Below are 16,997 nucleotides of genomic sequence, written 5' to 3' on the forward strand. Positions count from 1 at the left end.
GGCCGCCTTTCTAAATCCGCACTTGGGTCTTTCAGTATCGCTTGAACCGCGTGCTTATCACTCCGACCCAGAACGTCGTGAAAATGATGAAGGACAAGAGCGCGAGATTTGCGAACGTCGCTGTTAGGACCGCGACAAGGCAAAACCAGAAGACCGATCCGATCCACGTCAGCACCGGACCCATGTCCGCGCTAGTGACCGCCCAATCCACCGACCATGCATAGAGCTTGGGGCTCGATACGAAGCTGATGGCGATTCCCGCCGTTATCGACAGCCATAGCGCCGCGCGGGGGATTGGGGCCGCTCCGCCGCTATTTCCTGATGTGTTTCCGTTGCCGAACATGCTTGACCTCCTGTCATTTGCATGTCCGGGGATAACCCGTTCCGGCGCTGCCACCGGGGGATACGCCTTTGGGATAGGCCCCCCACCGTTTGCATTTTGTTAACCATTTTTTCACGCACGCTCAGGTAGAATTGAGGTGGTTTCGCGACGGCAGAAGCGCGGGAACCATAGAGGGCAAATGGCGCTGGACGCCGAAACTGACAGGCTGAAATCAGCCATCCCCGATATGTATCGACCGCCGCGAAACGCGGGCGGTTTGCTCACCAATTATTTTTCGTCAGCAGTAGATTTGCTTCGCAAATCTACTGCCCTGCAGGGCAGCGAAATCGCCGACCGCGACCGCTTCAACCTTGGCATGGGGTTCTTGAACAAGGGGGATGCTAACCCCGAAGCGAGCCCGAGTTTCATCCTGCCCGGCGCATTGGCCGCCGCCCGCAAACTTCAAATCGCCCGGCACGAGGAAGAGCGTCACCGCGATGTGCGCGTTGCCCTCGAACAGTACCGTGCCGCACTTGCTGAGCGCCTCGCAGCCCTCGACGCCGAATTGGAAGCATTGAACCGGGAAATTGATGACATCGAGACTCGCCGCACCGAGATAGGGGCGTCCCTCGAAGCGCTCGATGAGGTTGAACGCCTCAAGCGATCGGGCAAGGACCCGAGCGATCCCGCCTATGCCTCATTGTTGCGCACCGCTGGTATCACCGCCGAAGAAGCAAAACGCGACGACTTGCTCGACGTGATCCAGCGCCATCGGCGCGACCTCGACCGTGAAGACGGCAAACTTGAAACGCTATGGAACGCGAAGGTGAAGCGCCGCGATCAGGTCGCACTCGAAAGGCTCGATGTGATCGGAGCGCAACAGGATATTGAAAGCGCTGATACGGATGAGGCGCGCATTCTTGCCGAACGCCGCGCCGCAACCGTGTTGGGGGCGCAGCAACTCGGCGAAGCTACGCTCCAGACGGACAGCAACCGCGCGAAGGTTATAGCTGCCGACGCGGTAACCGATGCCGAGGGATCAGACCGTCGCGCAGTCAGTGCCAATCTCAATCACAATTCTGTTGAGGCTAACAAGCGTGTTGTCATGGCAAGCGATACGAAAGAGTTTGCGCCTTAATCCCACATCCTTGCGGCAAATTCGCGCTCTTCAAGCCCCACGGCATCGAGATAGATTGCCGTGGTCGCGATGCTGCTGTGACCGAGCCACTTCTGAATCAGGTTCGGCGGCACCTTCTGCGCAGCCGCACGAATGCCCAGGCCGTGACGCAATCCCTTTGGGCAGGTCATGGGTCCGTGGATTTGCGCCAGCATCATCGCGTGCTTGACCCAGCGCCATGCCGTGGATCGGTGGGTCTTCCAAACACGGCCATCGGCGCGACCCGGAAGCGCCAGCAGCATTTGTATGAGTGCATCCGGCACCGGCATTGTGCGGTAGACGGTCTTGCGCCTTTTGAGCGTTCGAAAGACCAACACACCAGCCTCATTGTCGATGCGGTCGCGGGTAAGTTCGAGCGCTTCGGTCACGCGGCACCCCGTATGCGCCAGCGTGTAGAACAGCGCTTGTACTTCTGGCGCGCACCCATCGGCGACATTGAGGAAGCGCGCGCGTTCGGCGGCGCTCACATATTTGCGTCGCCCTGTGGAATCGCGCACCTGCCATTGGCCGAGTTGGATGAACGACATGAGTAAGGCTCTCCCGACCATGCGACAGTTTCTACAATAGGGTTGCGCCAATATTTTTCGTAGGCGCGGATTTCTGCGCGTTTTACCCAAACGCTAAAGTAGATCAGCGAAAGGGCCGCGAGTATAAGCCTATGATAATACAAGATTACGCTGCGACAAAATTGTAGATACGGTTGCATGGTCCTAGATTCTTCCCGCAGGGGCGGGAGGACTACATGCAATCACCTTTTCGCTTTTCCCAATGCGCCGCACTTGTCGTGGCGGCTGCCCTAGCGGCGCAGCCATCGACCGCACTGGCCCAAACGCGCGCCGCTTCCGCTGCCGACATCAATGTCCCGCTCAGCGATGCGCGAAAGGCTGGGCCGAACTCAGTTCGATTCTCGGCAGCGCAATTCACCAAGACGGCACCCGTTATTGTCATTTTCGGCGTGACGAAGGCGAATTGGTCCAAACTCCGCAGTGCGATCCAGCAGGCGGTGTTTGAAGGCTACGCCGTCGAAGGCATATTCGTTGGCCCGGACGACACGGTGCCTGCCCTCGAAATCTACGCAAAAGGCCATCATGTCACCAACCCGATCAACCCCAACACGATTTCCGGCCCCGAACTTACCCGCGTGATCCGCGATGTCGTGCGGGAATATTATCGGTGAGCGCCGAGCGCATTGACGCAACCGAACAGGCAAATGGCCTCGGCGTTGCGGCGGCAATCGTTTGCGGACTTGTCGGCTATGCCGTGAACGGCGTCCCCGGCGCTCTTGCCGCCGCGATAGCTGCCTACGGCGCGGCGCGCATCCTTGTGTTCCTGCTGCATACGCTCAAGGCGTTTCTCATATCCGGCTTCATCCTGCTGATCGGCGCAGCAGTACTTTCGGCCTATGTCGGGCGCATTGGCAGGGCGACCACACCCGGTCCCCATCCGATCTGGTTCAAGAACGATTGCGCCCGCGAAGTTCGCCTGTTCGTCAAATGGAACGACCCGAAGAACGGGTGGACGACAAACGGGTCGTGGCAAGTGAATCCCGGCCAGCACTTGTTCCTCGAATTGCAGGGCGACGCGCGGATTCTTACCGCATCACCCGAAATCTACTTTTACGCCTACGTCGCGGATAGCGATCTCGATTGGCGCGGGGACTATCCCGAAACATTTAAGGGCCGGACCCTACCCATGCGAAAGGCAGAGGTCACGGTCGATGGGACCACCAGCTACGACTTTGGCGTTAATTGCACCGCGCCGTAGTTCGGATATCTGACTTTCAGCTTTTTGGCCTCACCTCTTTCAGCGCTAACCATCAAGCGGCATCTCTACGGGAGCGTTGATCGAGCCGCGCCGCCAATCAACCCGGCTCGCTTCCGCCCCCGGATCAGGTCCGGGGTTGTGCAACTCCGCCCCGCTGGCGCGCATACGCGCGGGGTTTGATCGGCGGCTCCGACGGCCCGCTCCGAGTCCTCTCCCACGAAGCCGCGAATGGTCGCGGCGGAAAAAGGAGAAGATCATGACCACCACGCAATCGAACAGCAAACCAACCCACCGAATTTACAGCGTCACGGGCTCTGGCGATAGGAGTTACTGGACTCCGATTGGAGCAGCATGGCCGAACAAGGACGGTTTCGGCTTCTCGATTTCCTGCGATGCCGTGCCTCTCGCGGGCCGCATCGTGATGCGGGCGATCAAGCCCCGCGACGACGAGGGACAAGGGCGGCTCGTTTAGAGCCGCCCCAACCGAAACGGCGGCGCTTTCACGTCGCCGTTTCTCCATTACAAATTGTGACGGGCGACCAAATCCATCCGCTCAATGTGAAGTGCCGTCGATATCAGCCGCGCCCGGTCGCGCATCGGCTGAAGTACACGGCCCGGTATGTGAACCGAGCAATTCATCAGATCTCTCACGTTGCTGGCTGATCCATCCTCACCAAACGCCTCGCCGAAATCCGGAAGGTTCGCCAAATCGAAGGCTAGGCCACTACGGCGGTAGAAGGCTTTCCCGCCTGCCCGATCAAATCGCTCAATCGTGTCACAGACCCAATCGGGAATCTGCCGGCGCGGCTTGCCAAGATCGACAACCGCCTTGCCTGTACGCGTGATATAGAATCGGTCGGCGATTTCGCAGTCGCAGGGAAGGTAGATGCACCAACCATTCTCATTGTCGTTGGACGCGAAGGTCGCCTTTAGCTGGCGGAAGAAGCAGCGAGGGCAGTGTTTCGGCAACTTGGACATCTAGTCCTCCATCAAACGAGTTGATGGAGCCCGTCGGCTCCCGACGGGGGCGGAATGCCCTCGCCGACCGGGCCGTCGCCCAGCCCGATTCTGCTGCCCTAACGGCGCGTTGCTGTCGTCAGTGAGACTTTGGTGATTTTGGTGAGTATTTGGTGAGGGAACGTGTAGCCGGGGCAAATTGCCGGGCTGGAACGTCAAGGCGCTCTGGAGCGGCGAGGCCGCGCTCCGCCGACAGACTCGAATGACGCCATTTTCCTGACGCGCGTTTCAATACTGCAACTGCGGGCCTGAGGATTTGCCCCGGCTACAGGGAGCGTCAAACAGCGCCGAATCTTGTTGCACAATTGTCAGTTATGTAATATCATAACATTTGCCTCATAACATAACAAAAAATGGCATATGATCGAAACGTATGAAGTTGAAATCCGGCAAAATCCGGTAACCGGCGTAGTCGAATACGAGCGTTGGAAGTTGCGTGGTGAACTACATCGCGTTGGCGCACCTGCGCTTATTCACCGTGATGCTGATACCGGCGTAGCTTATGTTGAGCAGTGGTTTAATCATAACCGTACACATCGATCCGACGGCCCTGCCTTGACTTATCGTGATCCCAAAACAGGTAATACGACACTTGAAGACTTCTTCGTTAACGGTGAGCAATTAAGTGCGGAGAAGGACTTGCAGGACGCGCCGGGCCACACACCCTCACCCTAGCTATGCAATCCGATTGATGCGAGATTGCTGCGCGAGCAACCACAAGAGGGTTCTTCGTGTCGCAGGCGATGGAAAACGATGCTGGCGAATACCCGCGCGATGCTGACTATATAAAGAAAACCGAGTTTCGCCGCCGTGCCCTTGTTGAAGCCGTTTGGGAGGCGGCGGAGCTAGGCGATGGTAGCGGCCATTCATCGAAGCGACAGGAGTTTTTTAAACTGCTGAAGCGATTTTTTTCTCACTTTCATGTCGAACTGCCACCTGGAAAATCCGACCTCAGTAAGCTGAACCATATCCGAGTTCGCATACCCAAAGGTCAGTTTCAGAAGGGCGTGCTACCCCTTTTGGGATGGCTTTGGACACACGACCAAGAAGGCGGGAATACGCTCTATAAGAAAGTTGGACTGGGTGACGTTTACCGTCGACCTATCCCATTCGCGGATCGGCCAAGCATAAAACATGACAGGTTGATAGTCGACTCATCAGTCTCCAGCCTTTCACCGGATGTTCAGCAGTTGGTATTTGGGCGAGAGCGAGTTAGTCTTGAGAAGGTCAACAAAAATTTTCCTCCATCGTCGGATCTCGCCGAGTCAACAAAGAACGTATTAGAATATTTAGAGTATTCCGTAAATAACAAGAATATTCATTACAACTCATCTCGCGATAGTCGAGAGATTGTGCCACATGAAATATCGAAGGAAATTGACGGGATATGGCAGAATTTAACGAGTGCTCCTTGTTGGAATGTGTGGGGAGACTTTTTCTGTATATTGATATGCGCAGAGTGCCCAATTTCCGAAAATTTCTACACCCAGACTCATGGACGGGACTCTGGTCCGCCGCCTGTTTTTACGATCCCTAGTGAGATTCGGCAATGGATTAAAATATCTAATAGTAAATCGACGTCAGAATTTTCGATTTCGTCAGAGAGGGTTCGTAATCAATTTTTATATAAACTAGGCCAGAGGGCGATAATATATTTGCGTAGGATATCAGTCACGCTGGAGGATAATAGGCAATATTATTCAAATCATTGGGTTGAATATGCCCCAGCGTATCTGCTCAGAATTTTCGCGATATATAAACGTTCTCTGGCGCTAGAAGAGCATGATTTACTAGGAGAAGGCAACTATGCCCTTCGGAACTTGGAGGTGCATCGAGCTAAGGAAATGGAATTATTAGTCAAGCTGCTCTCAGACAGAGAATTTATCGTAAAGCGTCAAATAAGATACAATTCTAACGCCTTTTGCGCCAAAATGATGAAGGATTGGTTGTGGGCTGCTGAGCTATTCTCCCCTATGATATCGACGCGGGAGATACAAGAATTGCACTTGGGGCTGAGAGACCGTTTCGTTTTTTGGAGTAATTATCGGTGGTTTATTGGAGAGTCTGGCTCTCTTGAAGAAGCGTCATTTCTATGGCAGAAGATGTTTGAAACCGATCTCGAAGGAGATGAGAAAAAGTTCTATGCGGCCGTGGATACCATTCTTTTGGAAGATGTGAAACCAGATTTTGGGATACTAAATCAAAAATTTGGCTGCTGTTTCATTCCGGAGATAAGAAAAATTGTTCAATTGACTGATCATTGTACGATATCAATATGGAATTTAAAGGGAGAAATAGAATATCAGATTAATGGGCACCCGGCTGAGATTCTAGGTGGCCTCTGGGCTAACGATGTTCGATCTTTCTTTTCTTGGTCGGCGGACGGTGTCATTAGATGCTGGCGGAGCGAGGAGGATACGCATCGGATTTTTGGCAAGCACACGGGGACGGCCTTGGGCCTGATCTGGGCACCCGAGATTTTGACTCTATTTTCATGGGGGACGGATGGTAAAATCCGTCATTTCAACCCCGATGGAGAACAGTGGGGTGAAGCTGATTGCGATCTTTCTCAAACGGGGCAATTTGAGTACCAGGCAAACGCGGGCGTGCTGGTATCTAGGCAAAAAGATGTCTGTTGGTTTTGGCGCGTAGAAGCGGGCAAAGGGGCCGGCAAGCATGACGCTTGACAGCAAGATGCGCATTGGGCTGATGGCAAGATGTGCCTGAAAAGGCGGACGGCAAGATGTGCCTGAAAAGACGGACGGCAAGATGTGCGCGGGTAATACCCGTGCATCTTGGCAAGGAGCCGCTGCGCTCTCTCCGTTGCATCCTTTCCGCCTGTGGTGCTTCATCGGCATCGAGCCGGACCAGCACCATTCAAACGGGTGGCCGTTTGATCACCATTCAGGGAAGCGGCCCTGCTTCCCCGAAACCCCCAAGGCTAAAAGTGTGCCGTCGCGCGTTAGCTCACTTGCTGAGAGCGGCCCTCCAGCCACAAAGCAGTCGAGTCCAATATGTCGGCAATCCGCTGATGTTCTGCGCGCCGTTCAGTCGTAACGTCCCGCATCGGCTCCCCGCCATTCGCCTCGAAAAATCGGCATCGCCCGTTGTCGATATCTCGCGCCGCCTCCAATTCTCGATCCCGTTCGGCTCTGTGGCGCGCAATAACGTCATCAACGGAAATCATCATATCCTCCGTACATGTTGAGGCTCATCATGCGGCCTCGCGTTGGCTTGCTTCTTCTTTCCACCGCTGAATCTGCGAGTTCAGCGCATCATGGTTCGCCCAAAAGTTCACCGGGATGAACGCATCAACCCTCGACAGAAGTTCGCGCGTGTCGCTCTCAAATATGTGCAGTTCCCCGTTGCCGAGATAGTCGCTGACGAACCGGGTCAGTTCGGCAGCGTGCCTCGCCGCATTTGCTGACCCGTCATCGTTCGCAAGGATTCCGTCGTTCCAGTCGAAACGCAGGCGCTCCTGCTCAAAATCCAGTTCGAAAATGATTTTCACGAGATCGTCGGGCGACGCGTAGACAAGCTGGAGGCGGTTTTCGACTTGGGACGCATGAAACGGCTGCATCTTTTGGAGCGGCGCGTAAGGCTCGCGACGGCGAAGCTCGATGTCAATCAGGGGCAGATCGATCACCTCACCATCGGGCGGCGCAACTCTGTCCACGATGCTTTGCACGCGATCCGCACCAAGCAGGTTCTTGAACCCTTCAAGTTCGAAGAGGTGCTCCTTCCATACCGTGTGCCGCGTCTTAATTCCTATCTCTTCTTCGATAGCCAATTCAGCTAGCCCGATCATAATTGGGAGTTCGGATCGGATGTTGTCGCTTTCCTTAACATCGTCGGGATTTATAATTGCTCCAGTGCCAGCATGGGCAATTGCATGTCTGCGCGCCTTTCGTATGTGGTCAGCCACATTGAGCACCCCAGCGGCATTCAACGCCTTCAGCGCGTCCTGTGCATGAGGGTTGCGCAGTCTCCCAAGATTGGCGGTAATCCAATTGTCGCGCGCGGGATGCGGCGCAGGAATTGCGGCCTCCAACACTCGGTAGAAGGTTAGGAACGCGTAGGCCGGGTGATTTAGGCCACGCGCTTCGCGCATCAGGGCAATGGCTAATCTGCCCCTGTCATCGGTTGGCTCGGGCAGATAGGTGAGATTCAAATCTTGTGTGATCGTCAGGCCAGATGATTTCTGCCTGCCCATCGGCCTCGGCAAGTTTCCGCCCCCAAAGGAATCCACCATGATCCCGGCGCTCTCTGACCACGAAACCGCGCTAAGAAAACGCATCAACCTCGAACGCGCTTCTTCTCGGGACTCGGCGTGGCGCTTCGTCGCAACCGCAGGGTAGCTTTCACGCGTAACGGGCACCAGCCAGAACTCGGTCCCCAAATATGCAACCTTCTGGGCTTCCACGGGCCAGCTAATAGAGGTGTCCAGATTGGCGACGATCCAATCCGCCTGCTCGGCAAGTTCTCCGCGCAGGATGTCTTTCAGTTCCGGTATTTCAGCCATCATCGCCCGCCCATCGGCGCCGCTCCGCCGCTCTCAATCTCACGCCGCCAAGCTAAACCTCGCGGCTCGTTGGCGGCAATCGTTCCCACTTTGTTCGATGTATCACAGGTTTGCATCGGATAGCCATAGGATCGTTCCGCTGCACCAATCGGTGCCGACGCTTTCTCTAAGCCCCCAAACCACGCGCGACGCTGCCGTAGTTGGAAATCACGTCGAGGCGAACTTGTCGCGGCGACCCCTAACTAAGGAGCAGCCAATGACCATTATTGACTTCAAGCCCGGCCTGATCGGCGTTCCGCGCCCTCCCAGCGGGACGAGTGTCGGCGAGATCATCGTCGGCGTCATCGTCGTGATCGTCATTCTGGCGATCATCTTCTGAAATAGCAGCCGTCACAGCGGCACTTCATGGGCGGGCGGCGGGAGCAATCCCGTCGCCCGTTCCGGCATTCAAGGATACTCATATGCATTTCGACGCGGAAGAAATGCGCTTCGGTTCCGCCCGCTGGGCGAACGAGCGCGACTTCGAACGAGCGGGCCTGTTCGGCAGTGACGGACTGCCTATCGGCTTCTTTCTCAATCGGCACATGCGCCGCCGCCTGAAACTGAAATCGGACGGCCACTGGCTTGTGGTCGGTGGTGCGGGCAGCGGGAAGTTCAGGGACGTACTCGGGCCGTTGCTCATGCAACTCAACGGCGAGCGCGTTGTCGTCAACGACCCGCGTGGCGAAATCGCCGCCGTGACGCTCCACAATTTCGCCCGCTGGAAAGCCTTCGCCTACTGCTTCAACCCATGCGGGCTACACCCGCATATCCTGCCGCAGCATCGGCTCAACGTCCTCGACATTCTATGCCTGTCCGACCCGTTGCTCCATACGAATTGCACTTTCATAGCCGAAGCCCTGATCCCGCTGAGCGGGAGCCCGAGCGGTCAGCACTTCGAGATCACCGCCCGCCAATATCTCGTCGCCATTATGAAGGTTCTCGTTGAGGTTACCGGGCGTGCGAGCCTGCCCGATCTATACCGCGTGGCAAATGCGATCAGCGCCGACCCGGAATATCTCGCTGCCATTCTCGATGCGATGACGCGATCACGGTTCGATGACGTGCAGCGCATCGGCGGGGAGATTCCTGAAAAGAAACGTGACGCGCCCCGCGAGTTCAGCGGCATCGTCAGCACCCTTCATTCACACCTCGGATTCATGGCCGATCCGATGTTGCAAACGGCTCTTGAGGTGCCGGATTTCTCGCTCGCCGAGATCGTCAATCCCGCGCGAAGCGTCAGCGTCTTCCTCAACATCCCTATCGAGTATGTTGGGCTCTGGGCTCCGTTGCTCCGCGTGATTTTCATGGTCACGCGCCTCTACAAATCACAGGCCCCGGACTCGCCGAGCGTTACGCTCATCGTCGATGAGGCCGGACAACTAGGCCGATTTGAAGGGCTTATCGGTTGCTTCTCATACGGTCGCGGAATGGGTCTGCGCGTAATCGCCGTCTATCAGGACCTCGCGCAAATCTCGCGCGCGTTTGACCGCGAAGCGATCCAGAGCCTGATGGGAAGCGCCCAATATCGCTTGTTTCTGGGGACGCGCGATCCCGAGACGGCAAGCTTCATCGCGCGCATGTGCGGTAATCAGACCCTTCAATACGACGACAATCTCGCACGCGAGGCGGCGCGGCGTCACCAGTGGGAGGCCGCGCGGAACGTCATGAATGGTGGCGACCCGTTCGCATCAGCGTTCGACTTCTCACACTACGGCGAGGCTGCGCAAAATCGTAGCAAGATGCAACGCCCGCTGATTTCGCAGGACGAGGTACTCGCGCTGCCCGACCGCAACGCCATCGGATTCTTATCCGGCTGCGAGGTGCCGCCCTTGCTCATCGATAAGTTCCCCTACTGGGAGCAGCCGGATTTAAACGGTTACTGGCTTCCCAACCCGTACCATTCGAACGACGGTGACCGCGTGAAACTTGGCGGCTTCTGGGGCAAACGCTGGCACCAGGTCGTAACGGAGAGTGTCCGGGTGCACCTGTCTGAATACCCCCAGACCCAGACAGGCACCGTGCGATATGTCGCCGGTCACCGGCCTTGGTGACGGAAAGGAATGGCTATGTCCAGACACGTTCCCCTTGGCGCGGCACCGCCCGATATCTCTACGCGCGCGGAGTTTTTACAATTGTACGAACAACGCCGCGCGCCGCGCGCAACGCCGGAATATACGCCGGGCGGACCCATCACCCCGGCAGTGAACGCCATCGAAGCGCAACAGCAAGAAGCTCGCTTTCAGCATGTGCGCGCAAATCTCCAGCGCGCGGCTATCGGGTTCGAGACCGGGTTTGACAATGCAAGCAACGGCAATGTCCAGACCGTTGCCCAACAAGCGTCCGCGCAACAATCAGCCGCCGTTGCCAAAGATTGCAGCCAGTTCCGGGGCCGCAACGCCGGGACGTTGCAGCAGGATTTCGACCGTGAGCGTTAGGCATACGACTGTATTCTTAGGATAAAATTCCTTGCTTTCGGGCTTGCCCCTGTGATCTGATTAGCGCTGTTTCGCTCTCACTGCGTAACCAAGGCCCCGCCATTCGCGCGGGGCCTTTTCGTTTTGGGCAAACCCCCAAGATGCGCGGGCGATGGCGGTATTTCCCATCAACCTCTTACTCTGAACCGCCGCGCGAAGGCTCGGCGGAGAAACGTGTTTCCTATGCCCCTCGAATATGCCGACTTCGCCCACCATTATGCCGATAGCGGCCTGACAGAAGCTCAGCAGCGCGAGCATTTCTCTGTCCTCAGCGATGTTCTCGAATTCATCGCACGCTACTTTTGGCACGGGGCCGAAGCGGGCGAAAATCTCTTGGGGATAAGTTGGCTCGGCGATCCTCCGTCATCTGAATATGCCGTAGAATCAGAGAAGACCGTGACATCAATATTTGAAGAGGCTGCCAAGGGGGCGGCAGGAAGCGAATGCCTATGAAATCAGATCGTCAAAACGAGGGCATCATTTACTGCCGCGTCTCCGACCCGAAACAGGTCGAGGAAGGCCACGGCCTTGAGTCGCAGGAAGCTCTTTTGCGCGACTATATGGAGCGCAAAGGCGTCAAAGTCCTAGAGGTGTTCCGTGACGATCTTACCGGGAAAACCGCTAATCGCGATGGGCTCAACGATGCCGTGAGATTTCTGAAAAAGCGCAAGCCCGGCACGCGCGTCTTTGTTGACCACCTCAACCGTATCGCGCGGGGCATGCGTGCGCACCTCGCGATCCGTGATGCGATCTTTGGCGCAGGCGGCAAACTGGAATCTCCGGGACGCGTCTACAAGGATGACCCGGAAGAAGATGTCTTGGAAATGGTCGAGGCGACCATGAACGGCGAATTCCGCAGACAGAACGCCGAGCAGACGCGCAGGCGGATGCAGGGCTGCTTTCTGCGTGGCCAATGGGTCTTTCAAGTCCCGAAAGGCTATCGCTTTCGCCCGAAGCAAAGCAAAAAGGATAGCGCGGTTATTGAACTCGTTGAGCCTGTCGCGACCATCGTCAAGAATGCGCTGGAAGCCTTCGCCTGCGGTCAGTTGGCAACGCAGGCCGAAGTCGCGCGATACCTCCAAGATCAACCGGAGTACCCGCGCGATTCCACGGGGCGCGTTCGCGATGAATACGCCCATCGGATGCTCACCAATCCCTTTTACGCTGGATATATCGACAGGCCGATATGGGACGTGGCCCTGCGCCGCGCCACGCATCCGGCGCTCATCTCGATGGAAACTTACCAAAAGATTCAGAAGCGCCTTAAAGCCGGAGCGCGAGGAACCGTCCGCAAGGAACACAGCGAGGAATTTCCCTTGCGCGGCTTTGTCGTGTGCGGTTGCTGTCAAAAGCCGCTAACCGCCTATTGGGCCAAAGGCCGCGTTTCCCGCCATGCCTATTACCACTGCTTCAACAAGGGGTGCGAAGCTTACTCTCGCACGATCCGCCGCGAGGTTATCGAAGGGCAGTTTGACGATCTGTTGCGGTCGCTCACGCCAACGCCGTCCGCATATTCGCTGGTGTTGGATGGATTGCAGGCGCTGTGGCATCAAATGGCGGAAGGGGCAGAGGAGCGGACGAAATCTCTGAACACCGAAATCAGGCAGATCGAGCAGGATGTTCGCCAACTTCTGGACTACATCGTGAAGACGAAGGTGGAAGCGGTTCGCGAGGCCTACGAGCAGCGAATCCATGAGCACGAACTGCGCAAGGCCGAGCTGCGAGAAAAGCTTGCAAACTGCGGTCGCCCGCTCGGAAGCTTCGAAGATGCATTTAGAACCGCGAAGATTTTCCTCGCAAGTCCTTATAAACTATGGGCTTCTGGCCAATTGAAATTGCGGCAAATGGTACTGCAACTGGTCTTTGCTGACCGCTTGGAATACGTCCGTGAAAGCGGGTTTAGAACCGCCCTAACCACTTCACCTTTCAAGCTTTTTTGCAATCAAGGTGGGGTATTTGGGGGGATGGTGCCGGTTGCAGGAATCGAACCCGCGACCTTCGGTTTACAAAACCGCTGCTCTACCAGCTGAGCTAAACCGGCACGTGGCCGCCCAATGCGTCAGACGACGCCGAAGGTCCAGCCCTCTCGTTCCGCAATGTCAGCGGTCAGGCCTTGCGGATGCCAGAGATCTGCGCGGCCCGCATTGGCGCGCAGCCATGCGGCGGTGAGGATCGCGTCGGTCGCGTGGTCGGTATAGCGCGCGAGCGGGACGTGCGGCTTCGATCCCATGACGGCCAGCGCCGCATCCAGCGTTTCGCCATCGCGGAACTTGCTCAGGCCCTTGCGCTTGCCCGCCGCGCGGGCTGCGATCGAAGTGTAGATTTCGACGATCATAGCGCCCCTGTCCGGCACCGGATCGAACGGCCATATGGGAATTGCCGTGCCGAGATGGTGAAGCAATCGCATGCCTGCGAAGCTTGCCTTCGCCACCTGAGCCGCCCCGATCGCATCATAAAGGGAAGAGGGCTTGTGGCCGCCGCTCGCCTTGTAGTGCGCCTCGCTGCGGCGCAGATGGATGAAGCTTGCCTTCGGTCCGTCGGCCGCCCCGAGATAGAAATGCCGGCCTCGTCGATTTTCCAGGAAGGATGCGGCACCCAGATCCATATCGGGGCTGGCGGTATCGACATAAGCCCAGAAGGGGCGCGAGGTGAGCGGCGTATCCTCGCCCGGCAGATAGGCGCCGCGCTCGAGGATCGGCGGCGAGAAGCTGCAATCGAACCCCGTCAGCAACGGCTCGTCGGCGCGGGCGCGGAGCCATTCGAGGATCTCGGTGCGCGACCAGGCCTTGCCCGGCGGATCGATGATCACCGGCGCTGCGTCGCCAGCCTCGCATACCGCCAGCGCGATGCCGGGATGGGATTGGCCTTTGGCGCCCGACCAGTCGATCGCCGCGAAACGGGTGAAATGGTCAGGGGCGGTCGCCACCGCGCCTCTTCCGTTGAGCTCCGGACGCACGGTCCCACCAGGCGCGCTCGATCAGTGCGCGCAGGCGGTCGGGGTCCGCCGCTATCGATCGCACCAGCACGCAGGGCCAGCCCTCATATTGCGGCGTCTGCCAGAAACAGCCCGGGTCGGTCTCGATCAATACGCCGATCTCTTCACGCGTCGCGCGCAGCACGAAATCGCCCGGCGTCCGCCCCTCCGACACGATCTGTTTCCCGCGTACCTGCGGCGAGGTCGATCCCCGCGCACCGGTCCCCATCGACACACCCGGTAAGGTCAGGGCGAAAGCGACCGCCTCGTCCCAGGTGAAGCTCATGCCCTGGCTTTGCGTGGCTTCGATCGCGGCCGTGCGGCGCTCCAGTCGCGGGACCGCTCGATCATCGCATGGACTCGCTCTGGATCATTGCTGTCGTAACGCACCAGCACCCCGGGCCAGCCCTCATAATGCGGGGTCTGCCAGAAGGTGTCCGGATCGGTCTCCATCAGCATTTCCTTGGTGTCGATGTCGATCGCGAGCACGAAGGAATCCGCCTCCCGGCTGGGATGGAGAAAGGCGCGGCCGTTGGAGACGATCTTGACCGCCGGCTTGCCATAGCTGGTCGACATTTCCGTATCGGGCAGGCCGAGCGCGAATGCCGTGATGCTGTTCCAGTCGAGCCTCATCCGCCGCGCTCCTTCAACTCCTGCCAATAGGCCATCCGTTCCGCGATTCGTTTCTCCACGCCACGATCGGTCGGGATGTAGAAGGTCTGGGGGCTCATCTCCTCGGGCCAGTAGTTCGACCCGGAAAAGCCCTCCGACGTATCGTGATCGTAGGCGTAACCCTTGCCGTACCCGATATCCTTCATCAGCTTGGTCGGGGCGTTGAGGATGTTCTGCGGCGGCATCAGCGAGCCGGTTTCCTTCGCGCTGCGCCAGGCGGCCTTCTGCGCGGTATAGGCTGCGTTCGATTTGGGCGCGACCGCGCAATAGAGACAGGCCTGAGCGATCGCGAGTTCGCCCTCCGGCGATCCGAGGAACTCGTATGCGTCCTTGGCGGCGAGGCACTGCACCAGCGCATTGGGGTCGGCCAGCCCGATATCCTCGCTGGCGAAGCGCGTGATGCGGCGGAGCACGTAGAGCGGCTCCTCGCCCGCGGTCAGCATCCGCGCGAGATAATAAAGCGAGGCTTGCGGATCGGACCCTCGCATCGATTTATGCAGTGCGGAGATGAGGTTGTAATGCCCCTCGCGGTCCTTGTCATAGACCGCGACGCGCCGCTGCAGGAACGCCGACAGCCCGGCCGGATCGAGCGGCTCGGGCAGGTCGACCGAAAAGAGCGTCTCCGCCTGGTTGAGCAGGAAGCGCCCGTCGCCATCGGCACTGGCGATCATCGCGTCGCGCGCCTCCGCGGTGAGGGGCAGGGGGCGCCCCTCGATCTCCTCGCCCCGGTCGAGCAGCTTCTCCAGCGCGGCGCGGTCGAGCCGCTGCAGGATCAGCACCTGCGCGCGGCTGAGCAACGCGGCATTGAGTTCGAAGCTCGGATTCTCGGTCGTCGCGCCGACCAGGGTGACGGTACCGTCCTCCACATAGGGCAGGAAACCGTCCTGTTGCGCGCGGTTGAAACGGTGGATCTCGTCAACGAACAACAGGGTGCGCTTGCCGATCCGCGCATGCTCGCGCGCCTCGGCGAACGCTTTTTTCAGGTCGGCCACGCCGGAAAACACCGCCGAGATCGCCACGAACCGCAGGTCGACCGCATCCGCCAGCAGCCGTGCGATGGTGGTCTTGCCGGTGCCGGGCGGGCCCCACAGGATCATCGACGACAGCCGCCCCGCCGCGACCATCCGCCCGATCGCGCCCTCGGGGCCCGTCAGATGCTCCTGACCGACGACATCCTCGAGCCGCTGCGGGCGCAATCGGTCGGCGAGCGGCGCGTTCTCGGCGAGCGCCTCGCGGGCGGGGGGATCGAAGGTGGCGAAAAGGTCGGCCATGCCTGGAACATAGGGTGGACGGCCGGATGGTGCCACCCCGCCATCCCGCGCCGCGCCCCTCGAAAAATTCCCTCTTGCCAAAATCGATTCAAGATATATCTTAGACGCATCGTGATATACAAAAGGAAAGACGATACATGTTTCATCACCATATGCGTGGTCACCATTTCGGTCCCCGGGGCGGGCGCTTCACGCGCGGTCCCTTCTCCTTCCAATGGGAAGTGTTCGGGCAGGGCGAACGCGGCGGCCGCAGCCGCCGGATGTTCGACGGCAGCGAGCTTCGCCTCGTCCTGCTGAAGCTGCTCGAGGAGCAGCCACGCCACGGCTACGACCTGATCCGCGACATCGAGGAACGCACCGGCGGCGCCTATGCGCCGAGCCCCGGCGTAATCTACCCGACCTTGACCATGCTCGACGACATGGGCCTGATCGAGGAGCAGAAGTCCGAGGGCGCGAAGAAGCTCTACGAGATCACCAATAGCGGCAAGGCCCTGCTCACTGAGCGCGAGGAGGAGGTCGAGGCGCTGTTCGCCCGGCTCGAGTCTCTCGGATCGATGCGCGAGCGTACCAGCGGCGGACCGGTCCGCCGGGCCATGGGCAATCTCAAGGCGGTGCTCCAGCAGAAGCTCGGCGCGAGCGAGGTCGATAGCGACGTGCTGCACCAGGTCGCGGCACTGATCGACGAAGCCGCGCAGAAGATCGAGCGGCTGAAATAAGCGCATGACGCGCCTGCAACTCCTGCGCCGGCGGCTGGGCATCGAC

Annotated in this window: 19 protein-coding genes, 1 tRNA gene and 1 pseudogene; 12 read left to right on the top strand and 9 right to left on the bottom strand. The window is 58.5% G+C overall.

The window, feature by feature from the left end; translation table 11 throughout:
* Positions 1-31 precede the first annotated feature (31 nt).
* Positions 32-343 carry a hypothetical protein gene (locus AC1RT8_RS00110; protein ID WP_493072858.1) on the bottom strand — a complete coding sequence of 104 codons (312 nt, stop codon included), beginning with the start codon at positions 341-343 and terminating at the stop codon, positions 32-34.
* A 178-nt stretch (positions 344-521) separates the two neighbouring features.
* Between AC1RT8_RS00110 and AC1RT8_RS00115 the strand changes: the two genes are divergently transcribed.
* On the top strand, positions 522-1,460 hold the full coding sequence (locus AC1RT8_RS00115) for a hypothetical protein (RefSeq protein WP_493072862.1): 939 nt from the start codon (positions 522-524) through the stop codon (positions 1,458-1,460).
* Here AC1RT8_RS00115 and AC1RT8_RS00120 read toward each other — a convergent pair.
* Positions 1,457-2,026: a tyrosine-type recombinase/integrase gene (locus AC1RT8_RS00120; RefSeq protein WP_493072865.1), complete on the bottom strand. Its 570-nt coding sequence runs from the start codon at positions 2,024-2,026 to the stop codon at positions 1,457-1,459. The two genes, AC1RT8_RS00115 and AC1RT8_RS00120, sit on opposite strands and share 4 nt — an antisense overlap.
* A 215-nt stretch (positions 2,027-2,241) precedes the next feature.
* Between AC1RT8_RS00120 and AC1RT8_RS00125 the strand changes: the two genes are divergently transcribed.
* The 3 genes from AC1RT8_RS00125 to AC1RT8_RS00135 all read left to right on the top strand — a co-directional run bounded on the left by AC1RT8_RS00125 (position 2,242) and on the right by AC1RT8_RS00135 (position 3,735).
* A complete protein-coding gene (locus AC1RT8_RS00125) occupies positions 2,242-2,676 on the top strand; it encodes a hypothetical protein (protein WP_493072867.1) in 435 nt (144 codons plus the stop codon).
* Positions 2,673-3,263, top strand: a complete 591-nt coding sequence (locus AC1RT8_RS00130) for a hypothetical protein (protein ID WP_493072869.1) — start codon at positions 2,673-2,675, stop codon at positions 3,261-3,263. Before AC1RT8_RS00125 ends, AC1RT8_RS00130 begins: the two co-directional genes overlap by 4 nt.
* Before the next feature lie 256 nt (positions 3,264-3,519).
* Complete coding sequence (locus tag AC1RT8_RS00135; RefSeq protein ID WP_493072871.1) at positions 3,520-3,735, top strand: hypothetical protein; 216 nt, start codon at positions 3,520-3,522, stop codon at positions 3,733-3,735.
* A 47-nt stretch (positions 3,736-3,782) separates the two neighbouring features.
* Here AC1RT8_RS00135 and AC1RT8_RS00140 read toward each other — a convergent pair whose 3' ends face one another.
* The gene (locus AC1RT8_RS00140; protein WP_493072873.1) at positions 3,783-4,241 is read right to left on the bottom strand and encodes a hypothetical protein; all 459 of its coding nucleotides are present in this window, start codon (positions 4,239-4,241) and stop codon (positions 3,783-3,785) included.
* Positions 4,242-4,640: 399 nt separating this feature from the next.
* On the opposite strand from AC1RT8_RS00140, the gene AC1RT8_RS00145 reads away from it, so the two are divergent.
* Positions 4,641-4,955 (top strand): hypothetical protein, encoded by a 315-nt coding sequence (locus AC1RT8_RS00145; RefSeq protein ID WP_493072875.1) that lies wholly within the window; start codon positions 4,641-4,643, stop codon positions 4,953-4,955.
* Between the two features lie 56 nt (positions 4,956-5,011).
* Positions 5,012-6,967, top strand: coding sequence for a WD40 repeat domain-containing protein (locus tag AC1RT8_RS00150; protein WP_493072877.1), 1,956 nt, complete (start codon positions 5,012-5,014; stop codon positions 6,965-6,967).
* A 527-nt stretch (positions 6,968-7,494) separates the two neighbouring features.
* On the opposite strand, the gene mauJ is transcribed toward AC1RT8_RS00150, so the two are convergent.
* Positions 7,495-8,802 carry a methylamine utilization protein MauJ gene (mauJ, locus tag AC1RT8_RS00155; protein WP_493072880.1) on the bottom strand — a complete coding sequence of 436 codons (1,308 nt, stop codon included), beginning with the start codon at positions 8,800-8,802 and terminating at the stop codon, positions 7,495-7,497.
* A gap of 256 nt (positions 8,803-9,058) precedes the next feature.
* Between mauJ and AC1RT8_RS00160 the strand changes: the two genes are divergently transcribed.
* The 5 genes and pseudogenes from AC1RT8_RS00160 to AC1RT8_RS00180 all read left to right on the top strand — a co-directional run.
* Positions 9,059-9,181 (top strand): hypothetical protein, encoded by a 123-nt coding sequence (locus AC1RT8_RS00160; protein ID WP_493072882.1) that lies wholly within the window; start codon positions 9,059-9,061, stop codon positions 9,179-9,181.
* An 82-nt stretch (positions 9,182-9,263) separates the two neighbouring features.
* The gene (locus AC1RT8_RS00165; protein WP_493072885.1) at positions 9,264-10,895 is read left to right on the top strand and encodes a type IV secretory system conjugative DNA transfer family protein; all 1,632 of its coding nucleotides are present in this window, start codon (positions 9,264-9,266) and stop codon (positions 10,893-10,895) included.
* A gap of 15 nt (positions 10,896-10,910) precedes the next feature.
* Positions 10,911-11,279: a hypothetical protein gene (locus tag AC1RT8_RS00170; protein WP_493072888.1), complete on the top strand. Its 369-nt coding sequence runs from the start codon at positions 10,911-10,913 to the stop codon at positions 11,277-11,279.
* 222 nt (positions 11,280-11,501) lie between these two features.
* On the top strand, positions 11,502-11,771 hold the full coding sequence (locus AC1RT8_RS00175) for a hypothetical protein (RefSeq protein ID WP_493072892.1): 270 nt from the start codon (positions 11,502-11,504) through the stop codon (positions 11,769-11,771).
* Positions 11,768-12,742, top strand: a pseudogene (locus AC1RT8_RS00180) (recombinase family protein); the annotation flags it as partial. The gene AC1RT8_RS00175 and the pseudogene AC1RT8_RS00180, both read left to right, overlap by 4 nt.
* Before the next feature lie 541 nt (positions 12,743-13,283).
* Here AC1RT8_RS00180 and AC1RT8_RS00185 read toward each other — a convergent pair.
* The 5 genes from AC1RT8_RS00185 to AC1RT8_RS00205 all read right to left on the bottom strand — a co-directional run bounded on the left by AC1RT8_RS00185 (position 13,284) and on the right by AC1RT8_RS00205 (position 16,235).
* A tRNA-Thr gene (locus AC1RT8_RS00185) sits at positions 13,284-13,359 on the bottom strand.
* Positions 13,360-13,377: 18 nt separating this feature from the next.
* Positions 13,378-14,244, bottom strand: a complete 867-nt coding sequence (locus tag AC1RT8_RS00190) for a hypothetical protein (protein ID WP_493072894.1) — start codon at positions 14,242-14,244, stop codon at positions 13,378-13,380.
* Positions 14,228-14,578, bottom strand: a complete 351-nt coding sequence (locus tag AC1RT8_RS00195) for a hypothetical protein (RefSeq protein ID WP_493072896.1) — start codon at positions 14,576-14,578, stop codon at positions 14,228-14,230. Before AC1RT8_RS00195 ends, AC1RT8_RS00190 begins: the two co-directional genes overlap by 17 nt.
* Positions 14,575-14,925, bottom strand: coding sequence for an MmcQ/YjbR family DNA-binding protein (locus AC1RT8_RS00200; protein WP_493072898.1), 351 nt, complete (start codon positions 14,923-14,925; stop codon positions 14,575-14,577). Before AC1RT8_RS00200 ends, AC1RT8_RS00195 begins: the two co-directional genes overlap by 4 nt.
* Positions 14,922-16,235, bottom strand: coding sequence for a replication-associated recombination protein A (locus AC1RT8_RS00205; RefSeq protein WP_493072900.1), 1,314 nt, complete (start codon positions 16,233-16,235; stop codon positions 14,922-14,924). Before AC1RT8_RS00205 ends, AC1RT8_RS00200 begins: the two co-directional genes overlap by 4 nt.
* A 137-nt stretch (positions 16,236-16,372) precedes the next feature.
* Between AC1RT8_RS00205 and AC1RT8_RS00210 the strand changes: the two genes are divergently transcribed.
* Positions 16,373-16,951, top strand: coding sequence for a PadR family transcriptional regulator (locus tag AC1RT8_RS00210; RefSeq protein WP_493072902.1), 579 nt, complete (start codon positions 16,373-16,375; stop codon positions 16,949-16,951).
* The last annotated feature ends 46 nt before the right edge of the window (positions 16,952-16,997 follow it).

The sequence above is a fragment of the Sphingomonas sp. GW821-FHT10F11 genome (assembly GCF_058809095.1).

What these genes read in the sequence shown, in the direction of transcription:
- AC1RT8_RS00110 (WP_493072858.1), bottom strand. Translation starts at nt 343, where the DNA reads ATGTTCGGCAACGGAAACACATCAGGAAATAGCGGCGGAGCGGCCCCA.
- AC1RT8_RS00115 (WP_493072862.1), top strand. Translation starts at nt 522, where the DNA reads ATGGCGCTGGACGCCGAAACTGACAGGCTGAAATCAGCCATCCCCGAT.
- AC1RT8_RS00120 (WP_493072865.1), bottom strand. Translation starts at nt 2,026, where the DNA reads ATGTCGTTCATCCAACTCGGCCAATGGCAGGTGCGCGATTCCACAGGG.
- AC1RT8_RS00125 (WP_493072867.1), top strand. Translation starts at nt 2,242, where the DNA reads ATGCAATCACCTTTTCGCTTTTCCCAATGCGCCGCACTTGTCGTGGCG.
- AC1RT8_RS00135 (WP_493072871.1), top strand. Translation starts at nt 3,520, where the DNA reads ATGACCACCACGCAATCGAACAGCAAACCAACCCACCGAATTTACAGC.
- AC1RT8_RS00140 (WP_493072873.1), bottom strand. Translation starts at nt 4,241, where the DNA reads ATGTCCAAGTTGCCGAAACACTGCCCTCGCTGCTTCTTCCGCCAGCTA.
- AC1RT8_RS00145 (WP_493072875.1), top strand. Translation starts at nt 4,641, where the DNA reads ATGATCGAAACGTATGAAGTTGAAATCCGGCAAAATCCGGTAACCGGC.
- mauJ (WP_493072880.1), bottom strand. Translation starts at nt 8,802, where the DNA reads ATGGCTGAAATACCGGAACTGAAAGACATCCTGCGCGGAGAACTTGCC.
- AC1RT8_RS00160 (WP_493072882.1), top strand. Translation starts at nt 9,059, where the DNA reads ATGACCATTATTGACTTCAAGCCCGGCCTGATCGGCGTTCCGCGCCCT.
- AC1RT8_RS00165 (WP_493072885.1), top strand. Translation starts at nt 9,264, where the DNA reads ATGCATTTCGACGCGGAAGAAATGCGCTTCGGTTCCGCCCGCTGGGCG.
- AC1RT8_RS00170 (WP_493072888.1), top strand. Translation starts at nt 10,911, where the DNA reads ATGTCCAGACACGTTCCCCTTGGCGCGGCACCGCCCGATATCTCTACG.
- AC1RT8_RS00175 (WP_493072892.1), top strand. Translation starts at nt 11,502, where the DNA reads ATGCCCCTCGAATATGCCGACTTCGCCCACCATTATGCCGATAGCGGC.
- AC1RT8_RS00195 (WP_493072896.1), bottom strand. Translation starts at nt 14,578, where the DNA reads ATGAGCTTCACCTGGGACGAGGCGGTCGCTTTCGCCCTGACCTTACCG.
- AC1RT8_RS00200 (WP_493072898.1), bottom strand. Translation starts at nt 14,925, where the DNA reads ATGAGGCTCGACTGGAACAGCATCACGGCATTCGCGCTCGGCCTGCCC.
- AC1RT8_RS00205 (WP_493072900.1), bottom strand. Translation starts at nt 16,235, where the DNA reads ATGGCCGACCTTTTCGCCACCTTCGATCCCCCCGCCCGCGAGGCGCTC.
- AC1RT8_RS00210 (WP_493072902.1), top strand. Translation starts at nt 16,373, where the DNA reads ATGTTTCATCACCATATGCGTGGTCACCATTTCGGTCCCCGGGGCGGG.